The organism is Gordonia sp. OPL2 (genome assembly GCF_003797825.1).
Classification (GTDB): Bacteria; Actinomycetota; Actinomycetes; order Mycobacteriales; family Mycobacteriaceae; genus Gordonia.
This window is the reverse complement of the sequence record NZ_RKME01000033.1, coordinates 1-16,109: the sequence shown is the minus strand read 5'-3', so window position 1 is coordinate 16,109 and position 16,109 is coordinate 1. Positions and strand designations below refer to the sequence as shown.

Below are 16,109 nucleotides of genomic sequence, written 5' to 3'. Positions count from 1 at the left end.
TTCCCGGACTTCGGCCATCGGGCCGCTCGGTCTGTACCGCCGCGTGCTCGTCGACCCGATCACGCCTGATCACGCTCCTCTGATCGGCCGACCCGGGCAAACGCCAACCGGGTAATCGCCAACCCGGTAAACGTTAACCCGGTAACGCCACAGCGCCCTGGCCTTCCGAATCGCATCGTGGGCTCAGGGTGCGGGCCCCTGCGGTCACACCGCATCAACCTCCTGCCCTGAAAGGGCCAATCACTCATGTCTTCCACGAGTACGGGTGTCGGCGATCCGCCGGAACCGCACACCGCCCCGGGTGACCTGATCACCCCTGACTCCCCCAGCCGGAACGACACCCGGGTCGCCGACCCCGGCGTCCCGAGCCCGCCCGATCGTCCGCATGCGGCGCCGCGCAGCTGGCGACCGCTCATGCTCCGTCTGCACTTCTACGCGGGGGTGCTGGTCGGCCCGTTCATCCTGATCGCCGCGATCACCGGCGCGCTCTACGCGATGTCGCCGATGATCGAGAAAGTCGTCTACTCCGACGTCCTGACGGTCGAGCAGACCGGTGGCGCACAGCTTCCGCTTTCCGAGCAGGTGTCGGCCGCTCAGTCCGCTTATCCGGGCCTGACGGTCGTGTCGGTGCAGCCGCCTGCCACGTCGACCGCCTCCACCCGCATCCATTTCGCCGACCCCGGTCTGGGCGCCGAGGATCTCCGAGCCGTCTTCGTGGATCCGTACACCGGGAGTGTGCTCGGTTCCGAGACCTCCTGGATGGGTTCGCTTCCGTTCTCCACCTGGGTCGACGTGCTCCATCGAGATCTCCATCTCGGCCCGATCGGCAATCTGTACAGCGAGATCGCCGCGTCATGGTTGTGGGTGGTCGCGCTGGGCGGACTGTTCCTGTGGTGGGCCAAGTTCCGCAAAGACCGCGTACGAGGGCGCCGTGGCCGACTCCTCGGCGTCGACCGGTCCGTGACGGGTCGTGCACGAACACTCAACTGGCACGGCGCTACCGGGGTCTGGATCCTGGTGATGCTGTTGTTCCTGTCGGCCACCGGGATCACCTGGTCGCCGTACGCGGGCGAACATGTGACCGAGCTCCGCTCGGCGATGTCCTGGGAGCGGCCTTCGCTGTCGACCAGTCTGGCCGGGGACGACGCCGCTTCCGGTGGCGAGCATGCCGCCCACGGAGCACATCAGCCGTCGTCCGGCGGTGGATCCGTCGGCGATCTGGATCAGGTCGCCCGGGCCGCTGATCAGGCAGGCGTCCAGGCGCCGATCGAGATCACCCTGCCCACCGAGGCGGGCCAGGCCATCAGCGTGTCGGAGGTCGCGAAGCCCTATCGGCTGACCACCGATTCCGCGGCGATCGATCCGACGACGATGCAGGTCACCGCGACGGTCGACTACTCCCGCGACTACTCGCTGATGGCGAAACTCGCCGACTGGGGCATTCGGATGCACATGGGCACCCTGTTCGGTCTGCTCAACCAACTGCTGTTGCTGATCGTCGCAATCGTGTTGATCACCATCATCATTCGCGGCTACCGGATGTGGTGGCAGCGCCGACCGACACGTGGCTCGGCACTGGCGGTCGGCCGTCCGCCGCTGCGCGGAGGCATTCGCCGGGCTCCCGTCGTGGGCGTGATCGCGTTGGCTGTCGCCGCCGTCGCGGTCGGTTGGTTCCTGCCGCTGCTGGGGATCACCCTGGTGGCCTTCCTCGTGCTCGACGTCGCCATCGGTGCCGTCATGAGTCGACGTCGCCGGCCACCGACGAAACGCACCGCACCCACCGACACCACTCTCGGGCGTACCTCCGACGCCACGGCAAAGGACAACTCATGACCATTTCGACGTCCCGATTCACCCGCGCGACCCGATCGATCGTCACCGCCGTCCTCCTCGTCGTCGCCGCAGCGCTGCTCGGCGCCTGCAGTTCCTCCGACGACGACGCCTCATCGGCGGATTCGCTGACGATGGCCGACCAGTGGGTCAAAGGCGCTCCCGCCGGTGAGATGACGGCAGCGTTCGGCACCTTGTCCAACTCCAGCGACACGGACATCCGCATCGTGTCGGCGTCGTCGCCGGCCGCCGGACGGATGGAACTCCATGAGGTCGTCGCCTCGGAGTCGGGTGCGATGACCATGCGGCAGAAGGAAGGTGGGCTGGTGATCCCGGCCCGGGGCACGCTCACCCTGGCCCCCGGTGGCGATCACCTGATGTTCTTCGATCTGCCGCAGGCGATCACCCCGGGTCAGGATGTCTCGGTGGAACTGCGCCTGTCGGATGGCTTGACCACGTCGTTCACCGCCCAGGCACGTGACTTCCCCGGTGCCGACGAGAAGTACAGTCCCGGACACGGTGGTGATTCGCCTGCACCGTCGACGTCTGAGCAGTCGGGTGCCTGACCGGACACCACCGAACCGGACCGGCGTGAGCCGGCGGCGTCTCCTCACCGGGGGCGCCGCCGCGCTCGGCGCTGCCGGAGTGGGCGCGGCCGCAGGTTCCTTCGCGACCGCGGCGACGGTCTCGGCCACCGCTGACTCCTCCGGATTCGGAAGTGACACTGTAGCTTTCCATGGAGACCATCAGGCAGGCGTCGAGACGACACCGCAGGCACACGCGGTGTTCGTCGCCCTCGATCTCCTGCCCGCGGCCACCCGCGACGACGTAATGTCGATCATGCGACTGTGGACGGCGGACGCCTCGCGTCTGACGGCCGGGCAGCCGGCCCTGGCCGACACCGAGCCCGAACTCGCCCACTCGCCGTCGCGGCTGACCGTCACGGTCGGCTATGGCCCCATGCTGTTCGATCGCGTCGGTCTGACCCATCGGCGGCCGTCGTCGGTGAAGGCGCTGCCGCCGTTCGTCATTGACCGGCTGGACCCGCGGTGGAGCGGCGGTGACCTGCTGCTGCACATCGGCTGCGATGATCCGACGACGCTGGCCCACGCTCGTCGCGTGCTGTTGCAGAACGTGCGGTCGCTGACCCGAATCCGCTGGATTCAGCACGGCTTTCGCACCGCACGCGGCGCCCGGCCCGACGGGACGACGATGCGCAACCTGATGGGTCAGGTCGACGGCACCGTCAACCCCTCGCCCGGACCCGACCTCGATGGCCTGGTCTGGGTGGACCGCGGCGATCAGCCATGGTTCGCCGGTGGCACGACGATGGTGCTGCGCCGCATCCGGATCGAGTTGGACACCTGGGACGAACTCGACCCACGCGGACGGGAACTGAGCCTGGGACGCCGCCAGGACACCGGTGCTCCGCTGACCGGCACCGCAGAGCACGACGACCCGGACTTCACCGCATCCGAGGCCGGGATTCCGGTCATCCCGGAGAACGCCCACATCGCGCGCGCTCATCACCGGACACCACGGGAGCGGTTCCTCCGGCGGGCCTACAACTACGACGACCCGCCACCCACAGGAGCCACCAGTGACGCCGGGCTGATCTTCACGGCCTACCAGCAGGACATCGACTCCCAGTTCGTGCCGGTGCAGCAACGTCTGGCCGAGGCTGATGCGCTCAACGAGTGGATCACGCCCATCGGGTCCGCGGTCTTCGCTATCCCACCCGGCGTGGGAGAGGGTGGTTACCTCGGTCAGTCGCTCCTGGACCACGGCCGATGAGCGACGTGTTCGACGACTATCGGCGCGAGCTGTCCGAGATCGAGGACAAGATCACACGCGAGTCTGTGATAGGTCGGTGGCGTCGTCGGCTGCTGATCGCCTGCCTGTCGGCTTCTGCGCTGGCCCTGGCCGTACCGCTGGTCGGCGACGTCACCGCCCTGTCGGTCCTGGCGCACCTGACGGATTCGACGACGGCCACCGCAGTGATGCGTATCGCCACCGTGGCGGCGGTCGCGTCGGTGCTCGGTACTGCGGTCGCGCTGGCGACCCGACGGTGGACGGCTGCATGCGGTGCCTTCTACTGCGCGGGTCTGTCGTCGGTCCTTGATGTCTTCGCCATCTGGTCGCACAACACCTTGCCGGACTCTCGGCCACCCGTCACACCGGCGTTGATCGTGCTCTGGGCGTGGACCGTCACCACCGCGATCCTGTGGGGCCCGGTGGTCGCCGGACGGCCGCTGACGACGGCTTCTCGGCGACAACGGCCCCCACCCTGAATCGACGCTACAGTTCACCCATGCCGGAGCATCTGCATCCGCCGAAACGTGAGGTCTTCGACGTGCCGGCGATGACCAACACCGACAACAAGGGCTTCGTCCGCGTCGTCGAACGGTATGAGGTGACCGAGCACGGTCTCTATATGTCGCGGACCGCAGATCACCCCCGGTTCGACCGGTTGGAGTCATGGCTGTTGCCGTCACTGGGATTGCGCGCCAACATCTTCCACTACCTCGGCGGCTATCGGGATGGGCAGCGCCTCTACCTCGACATCGGCCGTTTCACCGGACCCGACGGCGACGGTCGGTGGTACGCGGAGGACTGGTACCTCGACCTCGTCGACGTGCCCGGACATCCGCTCGAACTCATCGACGTCGACGAACTGTTCGAGGCGCACTCGGCCGGCCTGCTGGGCACTGCCGAATGCGAGGAAGCAGTGGCCATCGCGACCCGCGCGCTGGTCGGCGCGGCCGAGCACGGCCACGACATCCAGCGGTGGCTGAGCGTGGCGGCCGGTGGACTCGTGTCCTTTCTCGACCGGCCTGCCGGCTGAGCGCGATCAGTAGATCGGGACGACGTAACATGCACCGCCGCGGACGAATCCGGGCAATTGGACGCCGGTTCCGACGTTCACCGAACGCGTCTTGGTGACGCCGTCGAGGGTGGCCGTCAAGACATAACGTCCGGGGGCACTCGGCCGCCAGATCGGCCTGACAGCGGTCGACGTCGGCTTCTTGTCGTAGATCGTCGTTGTCCTGCTCTGGCCCACGGAAGTGATCTTCAGGTTGGACTTCGACGACTGATAGCCGTTGACGATGACCTCGAGTTCGTACGCGCAGCCGGCGCCGTACACGTTGTAGTTGGTGGAGCCACTCGACGATCCGTAACCCGCGGGGGTCTGCACGGCGATGCCCGCAAGGGCTGCGTTCGCGGGAGCAGCAGCCGCGGCACCCGCGGCGCCGACTGCCAGGAATGCTGTTGCGGCGCAGATCGATCGCGCGGTGATACGACTTCGGTGACTCAGCATGGACTACCCCACTCTTCGACGTTTCGTCTCGTTACGGACGTCGCCCCCGACGGGCGCGAAAGGAACGTTAGCAGCGCTGGGGCGGCGTTCGGGGCAATTTGGGTTACAAACGTTGTCAGTTTGTATCATCGGCCTGGCGAGCAGGCGACATGCCTCAGCCCGGGCGCCACGGAACGAGTCCGCAGCGCCCGGGCTGAATGGTGTGGGAACGGTCAAGGTGTCGTGACGAGGCAGCCTGCTCGACCGCGTCGATGAGCACTGGGCGCGTACATGGACGCGCCCGCATGAAGGTCACCGCAGGGCGTCGATAAGTGGATTATCCACTTATCGACGCTCTCAGGTGACCGTGATGCGCGCCATCAGCCGGTTCCAGGCAGAGGCGCGATGATGAGGCGTCAGGGCGCGAGGACCAGGCATGTCTCCGGGTCGATCTGGATGCCGTTGCCGCCGACCTCGGCCGGGACTGCATTTGAGGTGCTGGATCCCTGGACCGCAGTGATCGAGTACTTGCCGCGGATCGTGGGTTTGAACCCGAAGCTCGCCTTGCCATCAGCAGGCGTCACCTTCGTCTCGCTGTCCGCACTGCCGGGCCCGTCGACCTTGAACGTCACGATCGAGGTGTCGGCATCGACATTCACTTCCGCCTTGTAGGTACAGCCGACTCCCCGTACGCCCTCCACGGACCCGGGACCCGACTGATCCTGAAGCGTCAGACCGCTGACGGCGGCATTCGCGGGCGCGGCCATGACGAACCCGGTAGCGGCGATCGCCGCGCACGCAGCGGTTGTTCCGACGATACGACTGGTGGAAATGGTCATGATGTCCTTTCCGTTGTTCCTCGCGTTCAGAACGGAACTGACGTCCGCTCCCATCGAACGTAACAAACACCAGGGAGGATACCCAGGGGTTCGGAAACGCAAACTGCTTGCGGTGCATTAGTTTTCAGGCCGACAAAACACAACGGGTGTTGCGGACCGTTGGTCCGCAACACCCGTTGTGGTGAGATCTGAGGTTTAGCCGATCACGAGGCAGGCAGCCTGCAGCGGGGAAACGATCTCCAGCGAGCCGGTGTCCGGGCCCACGTCGAGGTTGATGCCCTGCTTGACCTCGGTCGTGAGCGTGTACGGAGCGGTGGCACCTTGCGCGGCGGTAATCGTGTATTTACCCGGCACAGTCGGCTTGAAGGTGTAAGCGGCCTCGCCGTTCTCCACCTCGACGTCAGCCGTAGTGGAATCGCCGCCGTCCCGTGCAACGGTGAATGTGACATCGTCTCCACCGTTAGTGGCCTTAGCAGTGATTCCATACAGGCAACTCGTGCCCCGAGCACCCTCAGACGAGCCATATCCCGACGGCCCATCCCAAGACAGGCCGGTCACTGCGGCATTTGCCGGTGCAGCCATGACCAGGCCTGCTGCTCCGACGCCGATGAATGCGGTGGCGGCACCGAGAATACGGGTGCGGCGGGTCTTGCTTACAGCCATGTGCTGGTCTCCCTTGGCATTTCGTTGTACCGGTCGCATCCCGACGATCGCGACCGCACCTTTAGGTATTTCACAGAAATCACGAATCGGCAACCGTTGTATCCCGATATCGCGACGAGGTTGCCAAGAGTTCACGCGTTTCGACCACGTGTGACCTGGCGTGACAGTGTCATCCGATGACGAGGCAGGAACTTCCGGTGTAAACGCCCACACCGACGGTGATCTCACCGGTCGACTTGCCGGGGTCCTCGGCGCCCTGCTTGGCGACGATCGTGTACTTGCCCGGCGCCACCGGGAACCACGGCAGCGTGGCCTTGCCACCCTCGGCCTTGAACGTACCGGCGTTGTTGCCGTTGATGGTGAAGGAAACCTGCGAATCGGGATCGGCGGTGGCGATCACGCCGTACCCACACCCCGCGCCGTACCGCTGCTCACCGACCGAGCCGAATAGGGCGGAGTTGTCGATCTGGATGTCGCTGACCGCCGCGCTCGCCGGCCCGGCCATGACGGCCCCTGCGGCAGCAACACTGGCGAAAGCGATACTGGCGGCCGCGACGCGACCCTTGGAACGTGCACCCATGGCTGTTCTCCCTCGACATAGAGCAGTGATGTAGGTCGCACCTACTGGTCGCGCTTCACGCTAGCAAAGGATGCCGACGCAAGTGGAACTCAGTGCCGCCTTCTGGGCACATGTGTCCTCAGAGTTCATCTGTTCGCTGCAATCACCGTGGAGCATCCCGAACCGGCCGAAGCAGCGCCTTGACCTGCCGCGACTCCACCTGCCACGCTCGGGCGATGAGCGCGCGGCAAGCGGAGCTGAGCACCCATACCCAGCGGTCCGTGATCGGTGCGCCGATCGAGCACGTGTGGGCCCGAGTCGCGAGCATGGAGGGCATCAACGACGAGCTCATGCCGTACATGCGGATGGTCCTGCCTCGCCGGCACCGCGGCAAGACGATCGCCGACATCGAGGTGGGTGTCCCGATCGGCAAGGTGATGATCCTCTACGGCGGAATGTTGCCCGTCGACTACGACGATCTGACCATCGTCGACCTGAGTCCCGGCACCGGATTCCGCGAGGAGTCATCGATGGCGTCGATGAGCGTCTGGCACCACGAACGGCGACTCAGCACCGCTGCGTCGGGAGGCACCGACGTCGTCGACACGCTGCAGTTCCGGCCGCGCCTGCCGTTACGCCCTGTGACGCCGGTTCTGGTGTGGTTCATCGGCCATCTGTTCCGGCACCGGCATCGGCGTCTGGCTGCCTACTTCGGGTGATGAGTCGCCTGCTCAGTCGCGCGACTCTTTCCAGACGGCGATGCGGCGATACGCGTCGTCGAACCAGGGTTCCTTGGCTGTGACGTAGCGGTCGAGGTCGCCATCGGCGCCGTCGAGGGCGGCACGTTTGATCTGTGCGTACTCGTCGCGGGCGGCGTCGTCGGCGCGCAGCCAGTCGCGGAAGTCGATCGCGAAGCGTCCGCCGGGAGAGTCGGCGGCGCGGAGATGGACGTTGACCGGACGGCCGGGATCGGCCGAGCCGTGAAAGCGCTTGCCCCACAGTCCCCGATCGACCGAACCGGTCGACGGGTCGGGCTTGGGGTTGTCGCCGTCGATGCCGGCGACACGCGGGAAACCACCGTCGGCCAGTGTGTCGGCGAGTCCGTCCGCGACGTCGAGGTCGGCGACGGTGATCTGCACGTCGATGGTCGGCTTCGCCGCAAGGCCCGGAATGGCCGTCGAGCCGATGTGATCGATCGCCGACGCCTTGTCGCCGACGATCGCCCACAGCCGGTTGACGATCCGGGCGCCGAGAGCAGCCCACTCCGGGTCGGGGTCGACGAGGGTCAGGGGCGCCCGTACGACCGTGCGTGAGCGGATGTTCGCCTCGAACGGGACCAGACGTTCGTCCCACAGCGTTGCGGCGGCCGCGGCGAGATTATCCGGCGATCCGTGATTGTCCAGCCAGACGTCGGCCACGGCGCGACGTTGCTCGTCGTCGGCCTGTGCGGCGATGCGGGCCCGGGCGTCGCTCTCGGGCATGCCGCGGGCGGAGGTCAGTCGCTGCACGCGGACCTCGGCGTCGGCGTGGACGATCACCACGAGATGGAAGAACGGCGCCATGTTGCCCTCGACGAGCAGCGGGATGTCCTGCACCACGATGGCGTCGTCGGGGGCGGCCTCGACGAGTTCCTGGGTGCGCTTGCCGACGAGTGGGTGGGTGATCGAGTTCAGCTTCTGCCGCTGCTTGTCGTCGACGAAGGCCTTGGCGGCCAGAGCGGGCCGATCGAGCGTGCCGTCGGCGGCGAGGATGTCGTCGCCGAATGCCTCGACGAGTGCCGCGAGGCCCTCGGTGCCCGGGCCGACCACCTCACGAGCGATCTTGTCGGCGTCGACGTGATAGCCGCCCCGCTCGATGAAGGTCTTCGCCACCGTCGATTTGCCGGCACCGATGCCGCCGGACAGCCCCAGTCTGATCACACCGACCAGTCTCGCAAACGATGCGACGACAGTTCCCGCGACCTCGGGATGGAGGCCGCGGGAACCGTACGCAGCGCGGTTGGAGTCAGCCGTGCGGTCGTCGGAGGTGGATCAGCCGGTGACGCCGGTGAGTTCGATGGTCGGTTGCGGCAGGTCGGCCTGCGCCTTCTTCTCCCCCGTCGTCAGATCGACAGCGGTGATCGTCTTCGCCGTCGGGTCGGCGACATAGGCGACGCCGTCCTGCACGTGGACGTTGGGCATCGGTGACTGCCACTCGTCGGGCTCGGTCCACGCCGGGATCACCGGGATGGTGCGGATCGGTGCAGCGGTCGCGGGGTCGTACACGTGCAGCGCGCCGTCGGTGCCGAGGATGACCGCCGACCCGTTCGGTCCGCGTTCGATGGACCGGAAGCTGTAGCTCGCGGGGAACGGCACGACGCGCAGTTGGCCGGTGCGGGTGTCGGTGAGGGTGAAGCGATTCGGCCGCTCGAGTTCGGCGTCCTTGTCGGTCTTGTAGTCGCCGAGCACGATCGGCGACTCCTCCGAGCCCGCCTGGTTGCCGATGCGGCCGTAGCCCGCGTCGGGGCTCTGCACCTTCTGGATCTCGTTGCCCCGCACGATCAGGATGCCGTCCTGGCAGCCGAACGTCAGCACCCCGTCGGCGGCTGCGGCCTCACCGTGCACACCGGGGCACTGGTCGTTGCGGGCGATCTCGTTGCGTTCCTTGTCGAGGATGACGATGCCCGTACGGGTGTCCTCGTTGCCGGCCGTGGTCACCAGGGTGCCGTCGCCGCGGGAGACGGCGACGCCGTGGTGCGGTTCCGGCACGGTGTACTCGGTCGACTTCGCATTGCCGCGCAGCAGTTCTGCCGGCTCGACGACGTCGACCTCGCCGGTTCCGTCGCTGAACAGGGTGATCCGCGAGTCGTGCGGCACGACGTGACCGGGTTCCTCACCCCCGAAGCGCATGTCGGTCATCGTCGGCTGGGTCGTGTAGTAGTGCCCGTGGTCGCCGTGCTGCCGGGTCCACGTGCCCATGTCGAGCACGCGGAAGCCACCTGTCTCCGAGACGAACACGTTGCGCCCGTTGTCGGCGCTGTTGAGCCGGATGAAGCCCTCGGTAGGGATGTCGGCGACCTGCTCGAGGTTGTCGGCATCGAGCACGAGGATGCCGCCGTCGTAGCTGAGTGCGAGACGCGGTGTGGCGCTCTGCTGTTCGACGGGTTGCGCCGCGGCAGAGCCGGAGGGTGTGCCGCTGCTGGTGGCCGACGTGGCGCTGTCCGTCCCGCTGTCGGAACCACAGGCGGTGAGCGCGAAGGACGACGCGACCAGCAGCGCGGCGACCCGTGTCAGGTTTGTCCGTTGTAGATGCACGCAGGATAGTGAAGCGGCTAATGATAATTATTGTCAACAGCGCATGAATGGGTACGCACACAAGACACCGCTCCCCGGTTCGGAATCCGAACCGGGGAGCGGTGAGTGGTTACTGCGGTGTGCGTATCAGGCGTTGCCCGACAGCTTCTCGCGCAGAGCGGCGAGCTGCTCGTCGCTGGCGAGCGAACCGCCGGTCGACGGAGCACTGCTGCTCGAGCTCGAGCGGCTCTCGGATGCCGACGAGTAGTCCGACGGGGCGTTGGCGGCCTCGGCGGCTGCAGCGGCGAACTTCTCCATCTGCGCAGTGTGCATCTTGTGGCGACGCTCGGCCTCGGCGTACCGGGCCTCCCATGCCTCACGCTGCTTCTCGAAGCCTTCGAGCCACTCGTTGGTGTCGGCGTCGAAGCCCTCGGGGAAGATGTAGTTGCCCTGCTCGTCGTAGCTGTCGGCCATGCCGTACTTCGAGGGGTCGAACTCCTCGGTGTAGTCCTCGTTGGCCTGCTTCAGCGACAGCGAGATCCGGCGACGCTCGAGGTCGATGTCGATGACCTTGACCATCGCGTCGTCGCCGACGGCGACAACCTGATCCGGCACCTCGACGTGGCGTTCGGCCAGCTCGGAGATGTGGACCAGACCCTCGATGCCCTCGTCGACGCGGACGAACGCACCGAACGGCACCAGCTTGGTGACCTTGCCCGGCACGATCTGGCCGATCGCATGAGTGCGGGCGAACTGACGCCACGGGTCTTCCTGAGTTGCCTTGAGCGACAGCGACACACGCTCGCGGTCCAGATCGACGTCGAGAACCTCGACGGTGACCTCGTCGCCCACGGCGACGACCTCGGACGGATGATCGATGTGCTTCCAGGAGAGCTCGGAGACGTGCACCAGACCGTCGACGCCGCCGAGATCGACGAACGCACCGAAGTTGACGATCGAGGACACGACGCCCTTGCGGACCTGGCCCTTCTGCAGCTGGTGCAGGAACTCGCTGCGGACCTCGGACTGGGTCTGCTCGAGCCAGGCACGACGCGACAGGACCACGTTGTTGCGGTTCTTGTCGAGCTCGATGATCTTGGCCTCGATCTCCTTGCCGATGTACGGCTGGAGGTCGCGGACGCGACGCATCTCGACCAGCGATGCCGGGAGGAAGCCACGCAGACCGATGTCCAGGATCAGGCCGCCCTTGACGACCTCGATGACGGTGCCCTTGACGGCCTCGTCCTTCTCCTTGAGCTCCTCGATGGTGCCCCAGGCGCGCTCGTACTGCGCACGCTTCTTGGACAGGATCAGGCGGCCTTCCTTGTCCTCTTTGGTGAGGACCAGGGCCTCGACCTCGTCACCGACGTTGACGACCTCGTTGGGGTCGACGTCGTGCTTGATCGAGAGTTCGCGAGACGGGATGACGCCTTCGGTCTTGTAACCGATGTCGAGCAGAACCTCGTCGCGATCGACCTTGACGATGGTGCCTTCCACGATGTCGCCATCGTTGAAGTACTTGATCGTGGAGTCGATGGCGGCGAGGAAGTCCTCGGCCGAGCCGATGTCATTGACGGCTACTTGCGGCGAGGTGATCGTGGGGGACGACATATGTTGAGTTGCTCCGGACAGGTGTGTAGTAGGTAAAGTTCTTCTGATTGCACGTATGAACAGCGTGTAGTCGAGCACACGCGCGTGAGCCAGCGTACTCCAGCGGCATTGTACTGGGCAAATAGCTGTGACGATGAAGGGTGACCAGGTGGTTCATTCGCTCGAACTGCTTCTGGACGAGCCCTCTGACCAGCAGGTTCGTGACGAGTGGGACGCCTTGGCCGCTGCCGGACTGCCGAATCAGAGCGCCCACCGCGCCCCCAGCAATCGACCACACGTCACGCTCGCCGCCGCCGGCCACATCGCTGCGTCGGCCGACGCGGCCCTCGTGCCCGTCGGCATGCGGCTGCCCGTGCCCGTTCTCCTCGGCGCGCCGATCCTGTTCGGCCGAGCCGACCGCCTGACACTCGCGCGACTGGTGGTGCCGTCGACCGAGCTGCTGTCGGTGCACGCACAGACGCTGCGTCTGGGCGCCGATCATCTCGTCGACGACTCGGGTGCCGGCGCCGCGCTGATGCCCCACAGCCTGCCCGGGCACTGGACCCCGCACGTCACGCTGGCTCGACGACTCACCGCCGACGAACTCACCCGCGCACTCGCCGTGCTCGACACCCGCGCGACCATCGAGGGGCACGCCGTCGGACTGCGTCATTGGGATGGCGACGCCAAGACCGAGTACGTGCTCGCCGGCCGAGCCTGCTGAGCCGTCGTCGGCGATTTTCATCGATCCGGTGTGTCATCTGTTCGGCGCGTCATCTGTTCGGCGCGTCATCTGTTCGGCGCGTCATCTGTTTGTCGGGACTGCGCCCGATCCTTGACCGATCCGACAGACATTTCGAGACCTCGCCGTCGCATGGTCACCTCATGACCACAGCACCCGACACCTCCACCGCCGATGCGTTCGCCGAACGGATTCTCTCGTCCGCGATCGCCACTGCCGAGACCATGAGCATCTATCTGGGTGAACGACTCGGCTGGTACCGCTGTCTCGTCGACCACGGCCCTGTCACCGCCGACGAGCTCGCCACGCTGACCGAGACCGACGCCCGCTATGCGCGCGAGTGGCTCGAGATGCAGTCGGCCTACGGCATCGTCGACGCCGACGTCGCCCAGGAGCCACCCCGGTTCTCGCTGCCTCCGGGAGCGGCCGAGGCGCTCACCGACACATCGAGCCTGGCCTACCTCGGCACCCTCCCGCGGATGTTCGCCGCGTCGTTCGTACACCTGCCCGAACTGCTCGCGGCGTACCGATCCGGCGGCGGGGTGAGCTGGGCGGAACTCGGCGCCGATGCCCGCGAATGTCAGGCCGCGCTGAACAAGCCGTGGTTCGATCGCGAACTGGCGCCGGCGCTGGCCTGCGTCGACCATCTCCACGAACGGATGTCGACGCCGGGGGCGCGGATCGCCGACGTCGGCTTCGGTGGGGGTCATTCGACAGTGGCTCTCGCGCAGGCCTATCCCGACGCGACTTTCGTGGGGCTCGATGTCGACGAGGAGTCGGTGCACATGGCGCGGCGCACGGCGGCCGACGCCGGCGTCAGCGACCGTGTCGACTTCGTGCTGGCCGACGGTTCGGGCGCGTTGCAGCACGGACCGTTCGACGTCGTGTTCGCCTTCGAGTGCCTGCACGACATGCCACGGCCGGTCGAGGTGTTGTCGGCGGCGCGGGAAGCGCTCGCGCCCGGCGGCACCATGGTCGTGATGGATGAGGCCGTGTCGGACGAATTCACCGGTCCCGCAGATGATCTGGACAAGATCATGTACGGCTTCTCGGTGTTCGTGTGCCTGCCGGACTCGATGAGTTCGCCGCCGTCGGCGGCGACGGGCACCGTCATGCGACGCTCGGTCCTGGAGAGATATGCGCGTGATGCGGGCTTCTCCACGATGTCGGTGCTGCCGATCGAGGATTTCGGGTTCTTCCGCTTCTACGAGCTCACCCGGTGACCCTATGATCACCACGTGAACGATGACCCCGACCGGCACGACGATGTCGGGACGGTCCGGCCGCCACGCGTCCTGACCGCCGTCGACTCCACCACGAGCGACCGGGCGAACCGCTGGTGGTGGGACCACGACGCCGAGAACTACCACGCCGAGCACGGTGAGTTCCTGGGTACCAACGCGGCCGGCGGCGACTTCGTCTGGTGTCCGGAGGGATTGCGCGAGGCAGACGTCGGGCTCCTCGGCGACACCACCGATCGCGACGTCCTCGAGGTCGGCTGCGGGTCGGCTCCGTGTTCCCGCTGGCTCGCCGGACAGGGCGCACGTGTCGTCGGCGTCGATCTGTCGCGGCGGATGCTCGGGATCGGGCTGGCAGCGATGGCCGCCGACGGCGTACGAGTCCCACTGGTGCAGGCGACCGCCGAGTCGCTCCCCTTCGCCGACGAGTCGTTCGACGTCGTGTGCTCGGCGTTCGGCGCGGTACCGTTTGTCGCCGACAGCGCCGGGGTGATGGCGGAGGTCGCGCGGGTCCTGCGGCCCGGCGGCCGATGGGTGTTCGCGGTCAATCACCCGATGCGCTGGATGTTCCTCGACGACCCGGGTCCCGACGGCCTCATCGTGCAGATCCCTTACTTCGACCGCACCCCCTACACCGAGGTCGACAACGACGGCGCCATCACCTACGTCGAGCACCACCGCACCGTCGGCGACCGCGTGCGTGAGATCCGCTCGGCCGGAATGATTCTCGACGACCTCATCGAACCCGAGTGGCCCGAGGGCTTCGACCAGGAGTGGGGCCAGTGGAGTCCCTTCCGCGGTCAGTACTTCCCGGGGACGGCCATCTTCTGTTGCCGGAAGGGGTGAGGGGCTTACGGTCGGGGTCGAGTTTGCGCAGATACCCGTAGTTTCGAACACCACACAGGTTGTGAAGCCGGGTGATGTCACAGAGTGAGGGTGGTTACCTCAGGCAGCCTGCAGCTCCATCAGCCGTCGCACCCGCGCGACCAGACCGTCGGCCTGATCGACGTCGGACCATCCCCAGTGAATGACGCGGTTGCCGGCCTCGACGATGGCGTCGGAGCGACCCTTCTCCTTGCGGAGCACCGCGATCCCGCTCTCGCCCTTGTACTTCGACTCTCCGTCGGCCTCGCCGACGGTCCTCTGCTCACGCCAGTAGAAGTCGACCCGTCCGATCCATCGTCCCCAGCTGTCGTAGAGATTCACCTGCAGTTCTGGCATCGGTAGGCCGCGGTCGATCAGTTCGACCCGACTACGCGACTCCAAGACGGATTCGGCGAGACCGTTGAGCTCCGAGACGATCAGGCGAGCTCTCTCGGCCCCGGTCATTCTCGTGATCAGGTCCAGCTCGTTCTGCAGATCGTTCATGGTGCACAACTCCTGGTGCAGTGCGGAATCGCCGATCGCGATGGCCGGGACCCGACTCGCTGTGCGAGCGATGTCGATGACCGTGCGTGCCGGTGACGTCACCAGCACATTGTCGACCATCGTCAGCGCCGGCGGACGCTTGTCCGTCATGAGTTTCACACCGGTCGACGCCCGCGATCCGGGTGAGCGTGAGGGATCGACCATCACGACCTGGCGGACATCGATCCCCCAGACCGGGAGCCCCAGGACGGCACCGGCGGACCCGGCTGCGAGTGCACGCCCCGGACGGCGCGACGTCCGGAGACGCGCGATCGAGAGCTCGCGATATCGCTGCTCCCGGGTGCCGTCGAGGAAGGCCGTGGAGATCACCACACCGCGGGCGAGAGTGGTGAGCGTCCCCGACTCGGTGCCGAGTCGGAGCTCGTAGTCCGTGAAGCCTCGAGCAAGGAGCTCGGGCCGAGCCATGGCGTGGGTGATGAGCGACAGATCTTCCATGAGAATTGGACGCACCAGGTCCCCATGTGGATCCATTCACTGACGCCTGACACAGCCACCCCTCCTTTTCAACATCACCTTGAAACACACGCTCCCTGCCAGCCTGTTCGTGAGACAGCTGGTGGGGGTGTGGGGAACGGAGTGAGTGGTGGAGATCAGTGTGCCGGTGGGTCGGACTCGGACCGGGAAGCGGTCGTTTCCGATCGGGTTCAAGG

General features: G+C 66.5%; 17 protein-coding genes. 9 read left to right on the top strand and 8 right to left on the bottom strand.

Annotated features, from left to right (window positions below; genetic code table 11):
* Positions 1 to 246: 246 nt before the first annotated feature.
* The 5 genes from EEB19_RS22825 to EEB19_RS22805 are packed head-to-tail and all read left to right on the top strand — an operon-like array spanning position 247 to position 4,675.
* Positions 247 to 1,833, top strand: a complete 1,587-nt coding sequence (locus tag EEB19_RS22825; protein ID WP_187589613.1) for a PepSY domain-containing protein — start codon at positions 247 to 249, stop codon at positions 1,831 to 1,833.
* Positions 1,830 to 2,396 (top strand): copper chaperone PCu(A)C, encoded by a 567-nt coding sequence (locus EEB19_RS22820; RefSeq protein ID WP_187589612.1) that lies wholly within the window; start codon positions 1,830 to 1,832, stop codon positions 2,394 to 2,396. The genes EEB19_RS22825 and EEB19_RS22820 overlap by 4 nt, the downstream gene beginning before the upstream one ends.
* A gap of 25 nt (positions 2,397 to 2,421) precedes the next feature.
* A complete protein-coding gene (locus EEB19_RS22815) occupies positions 2,422 to 3,624 on the top strand; it encodes a Dyp-type peroxidase (RefSeq protein ID WP_262365865.1) in 1,203 nt (400 codons plus the stop codon).
* Complete coding sequence (locus EEB19_RS22810; RefSeq protein ID WP_187589610.1) at positions 3,621 to 4,121, top strand: hypothetical protein; 501 nt, start codon at positions 3,621 to 3,623, stop codon at positions 4,119 to 4,121. The genes EEB19_RS22815 and EEB19_RS22810 overlap by 4 nt, the downstream gene beginning before the upstream one ends.
* Positions 4,122 to 4,141: 20 nt before the next feature.
* Positions 4,142 to 4,675, top strand: a complete 534-nt coding sequence (locus EEB19_RS22805) for a DUF402 domain-containing protein (protein ID WP_187589609.1) — start codon at positions 4,142 to 4,144, stop codon at positions 4,673 to 4,675.
* Between the two features lie 6 nt (positions 4,676 to 4,681).
* Here EEB19_RS22805 and EEB19_RS22800 read toward each other — a convergent pair whose 3' ends face one another.
* From EEB19_RS22800 to EEB19_RS22785, 4 genes are all read right to left on the bottom strand, one after another.
* Positions 4,682 to 5,149: a hypothetical protein gene (locus EEB19_RS22800; protein WP_187589608.1), complete on the bottom strand. Its 468-nt coding sequence runs from the start codon at positions 5,147 to 5,149 to the stop codon at positions 4,682 to 4,684.
* Between the two features lie 395 nt (positions 5,150 to 5,544).
* A complete protein-coding gene (locus EEB19_RS22795) occupies positions 5,545 to 5,967 on the bottom strand; it encodes a hypothetical protein (protein WP_187589607.1) in 423 nt (140 codons plus the stop codon).
* A gap of 195 nt (positions 5,968 to 6,162) precedes the next feature.
* Positions 6,163 to 6,765 carry a hypothetical protein gene (locus EEB19_RS22790; protein ID WP_187589606.1) on the bottom strand — a complete coding sequence of 201 codons (603 nt, stop codon included), beginning with the start codon at positions 6,763 to 6,765 and terminating at the stop codon, positions 6,163 to 6,165.
* 34 nt (positions 6,766 to 6,799) lie between these two features.
* Positions 6,800 to 7,210, bottom strand: coding sequence for a hypothetical protein (locus EEB19_RS22785; protein ID WP_187589605.1), 411 nt, complete (start codon positions 7,208 to 7,210; stop codon positions 6,800 to 6,802).
* 215 nt (positions 7,211 to 7,425) lie between these two features.
* On the opposite strand from EEB19_RS22785, the gene EEB19_RS22780 reads away from it, so the two are divergent.
* Positions 7,426 to 7,908 (top strand): hypothetical protein, encoded by a 483-nt coding sequence (locus tag EEB19_RS22780; RefSeq protein WP_187589604.1) that lies wholly within the window; start codon positions 7,426 to 7,428, stop codon positions 7,906 to 7,908.
* A 12-nt stretch (positions 7,909 to 7,920) separates the two neighbouring features.
* On the opposite strand, the gene coaE is transcribed toward EEB19_RS22780, so the two are convergent.
* The 3 genes from coaE to rpsA all read right to left on the bottom strand — a co-directional run bounded on the left by coaE (position 7,921) and on the right by rpsA (position 12,072).
* Positions 7,921 to 9,108: a dephospho-CoA kinase gene (gene coaE / locus EEB19_RS22775; RefSeq protein WP_187589603.1), complete on the bottom strand. Its 1,188-nt coding sequence runs from the start codon at positions 9,106 to 9,108 to the stop codon at positions 7,921 to 7,923.
* Between the two features lie 111 nt (positions 9,109 to 9,219).
* Positions 9,220 to 10,482, bottom strand: coding sequence for a zinc metallochaperone AztD (gene aztD, locus EEB19_RS22770; protein ID WP_187589602.1), 1,263 nt, complete (start codon positions 10,480 to 10,482; stop codon positions 9,220 to 9,222).
* Positions 10,483 to 10,608: 126 nt separating this feature from the next.
* Complete coding sequence (rpsA, locus tag EEB19_RS22765) at positions 10,609 to 12,072, bottom strand: 30S ribosomal protein S1 (protein ID WP_187589601.1); 1,464 nt, start codon at positions 12,070 to 12,072, stop codon at positions 10,609 to 10,611.
* A gap of 148 nt (positions 12,073 to 12,220) precedes the next feature.
* Between rpsA and EEB19_RS22760 the strand changes: the two genes are divergently transcribed.
* From EEB19_RS22760 to EEB19_RS22750, 3 genes are all read left to right on the top strand, one after another.
* Positions 12,221 to 12,775 carry a 2'-5' RNA ligase family protein gene (locus EEB19_RS22760; protein WP_187589600.1) on the top strand — a complete coding sequence of 185 codons (555 nt, stop codon included), beginning with the start codon at positions 12,221 to 12,223 and terminating at the stop codon, positions 12,773 to 12,775.
* 161 nt (positions 12,776 to 12,936) lie between these two features.
* Entirely contained in the window at positions 12,937 to 14,016 is a 1,080-nt protein-coding gene (locus EEB19_RS22755; RefSeq protein ID WP_187589599.1) for a trans-aconitate 2-methyltransferase, read from the top strand.
* Positions 14,017 to 14,031: 15 nt separating this feature from the next.
* Positions 14,032 to 14,877: a class I SAM-dependent methyltransferase gene (locus EEB19_RS22750; RefSeq protein WP_187589598.1), complete on the top strand. Its 846-nt coding sequence runs from the start codon at positions 14,032 to 14,034 to the stop codon at positions 14,875 to 14,877.
* A gap of 99 nt (positions 14,878 to 14,976) precedes the next feature.
* On the opposite strand, the gene EEB19_RS22745 is transcribed toward EEB19_RS22750, so the two are convergent.
* Positions 14,977 to 15,894: a hypothetical protein gene (locus tag EEB19_RS22745; RefSeq protein WP_187589597.1), complete on the bottom strand. Its 918-nt coding sequence runs from the start codon at positions 15,892 to 15,894 to the stop codon at positions 14,977 to 14,979.
* Positions 15,895 to 16,109: the final 215 nt, after the last annotated feature.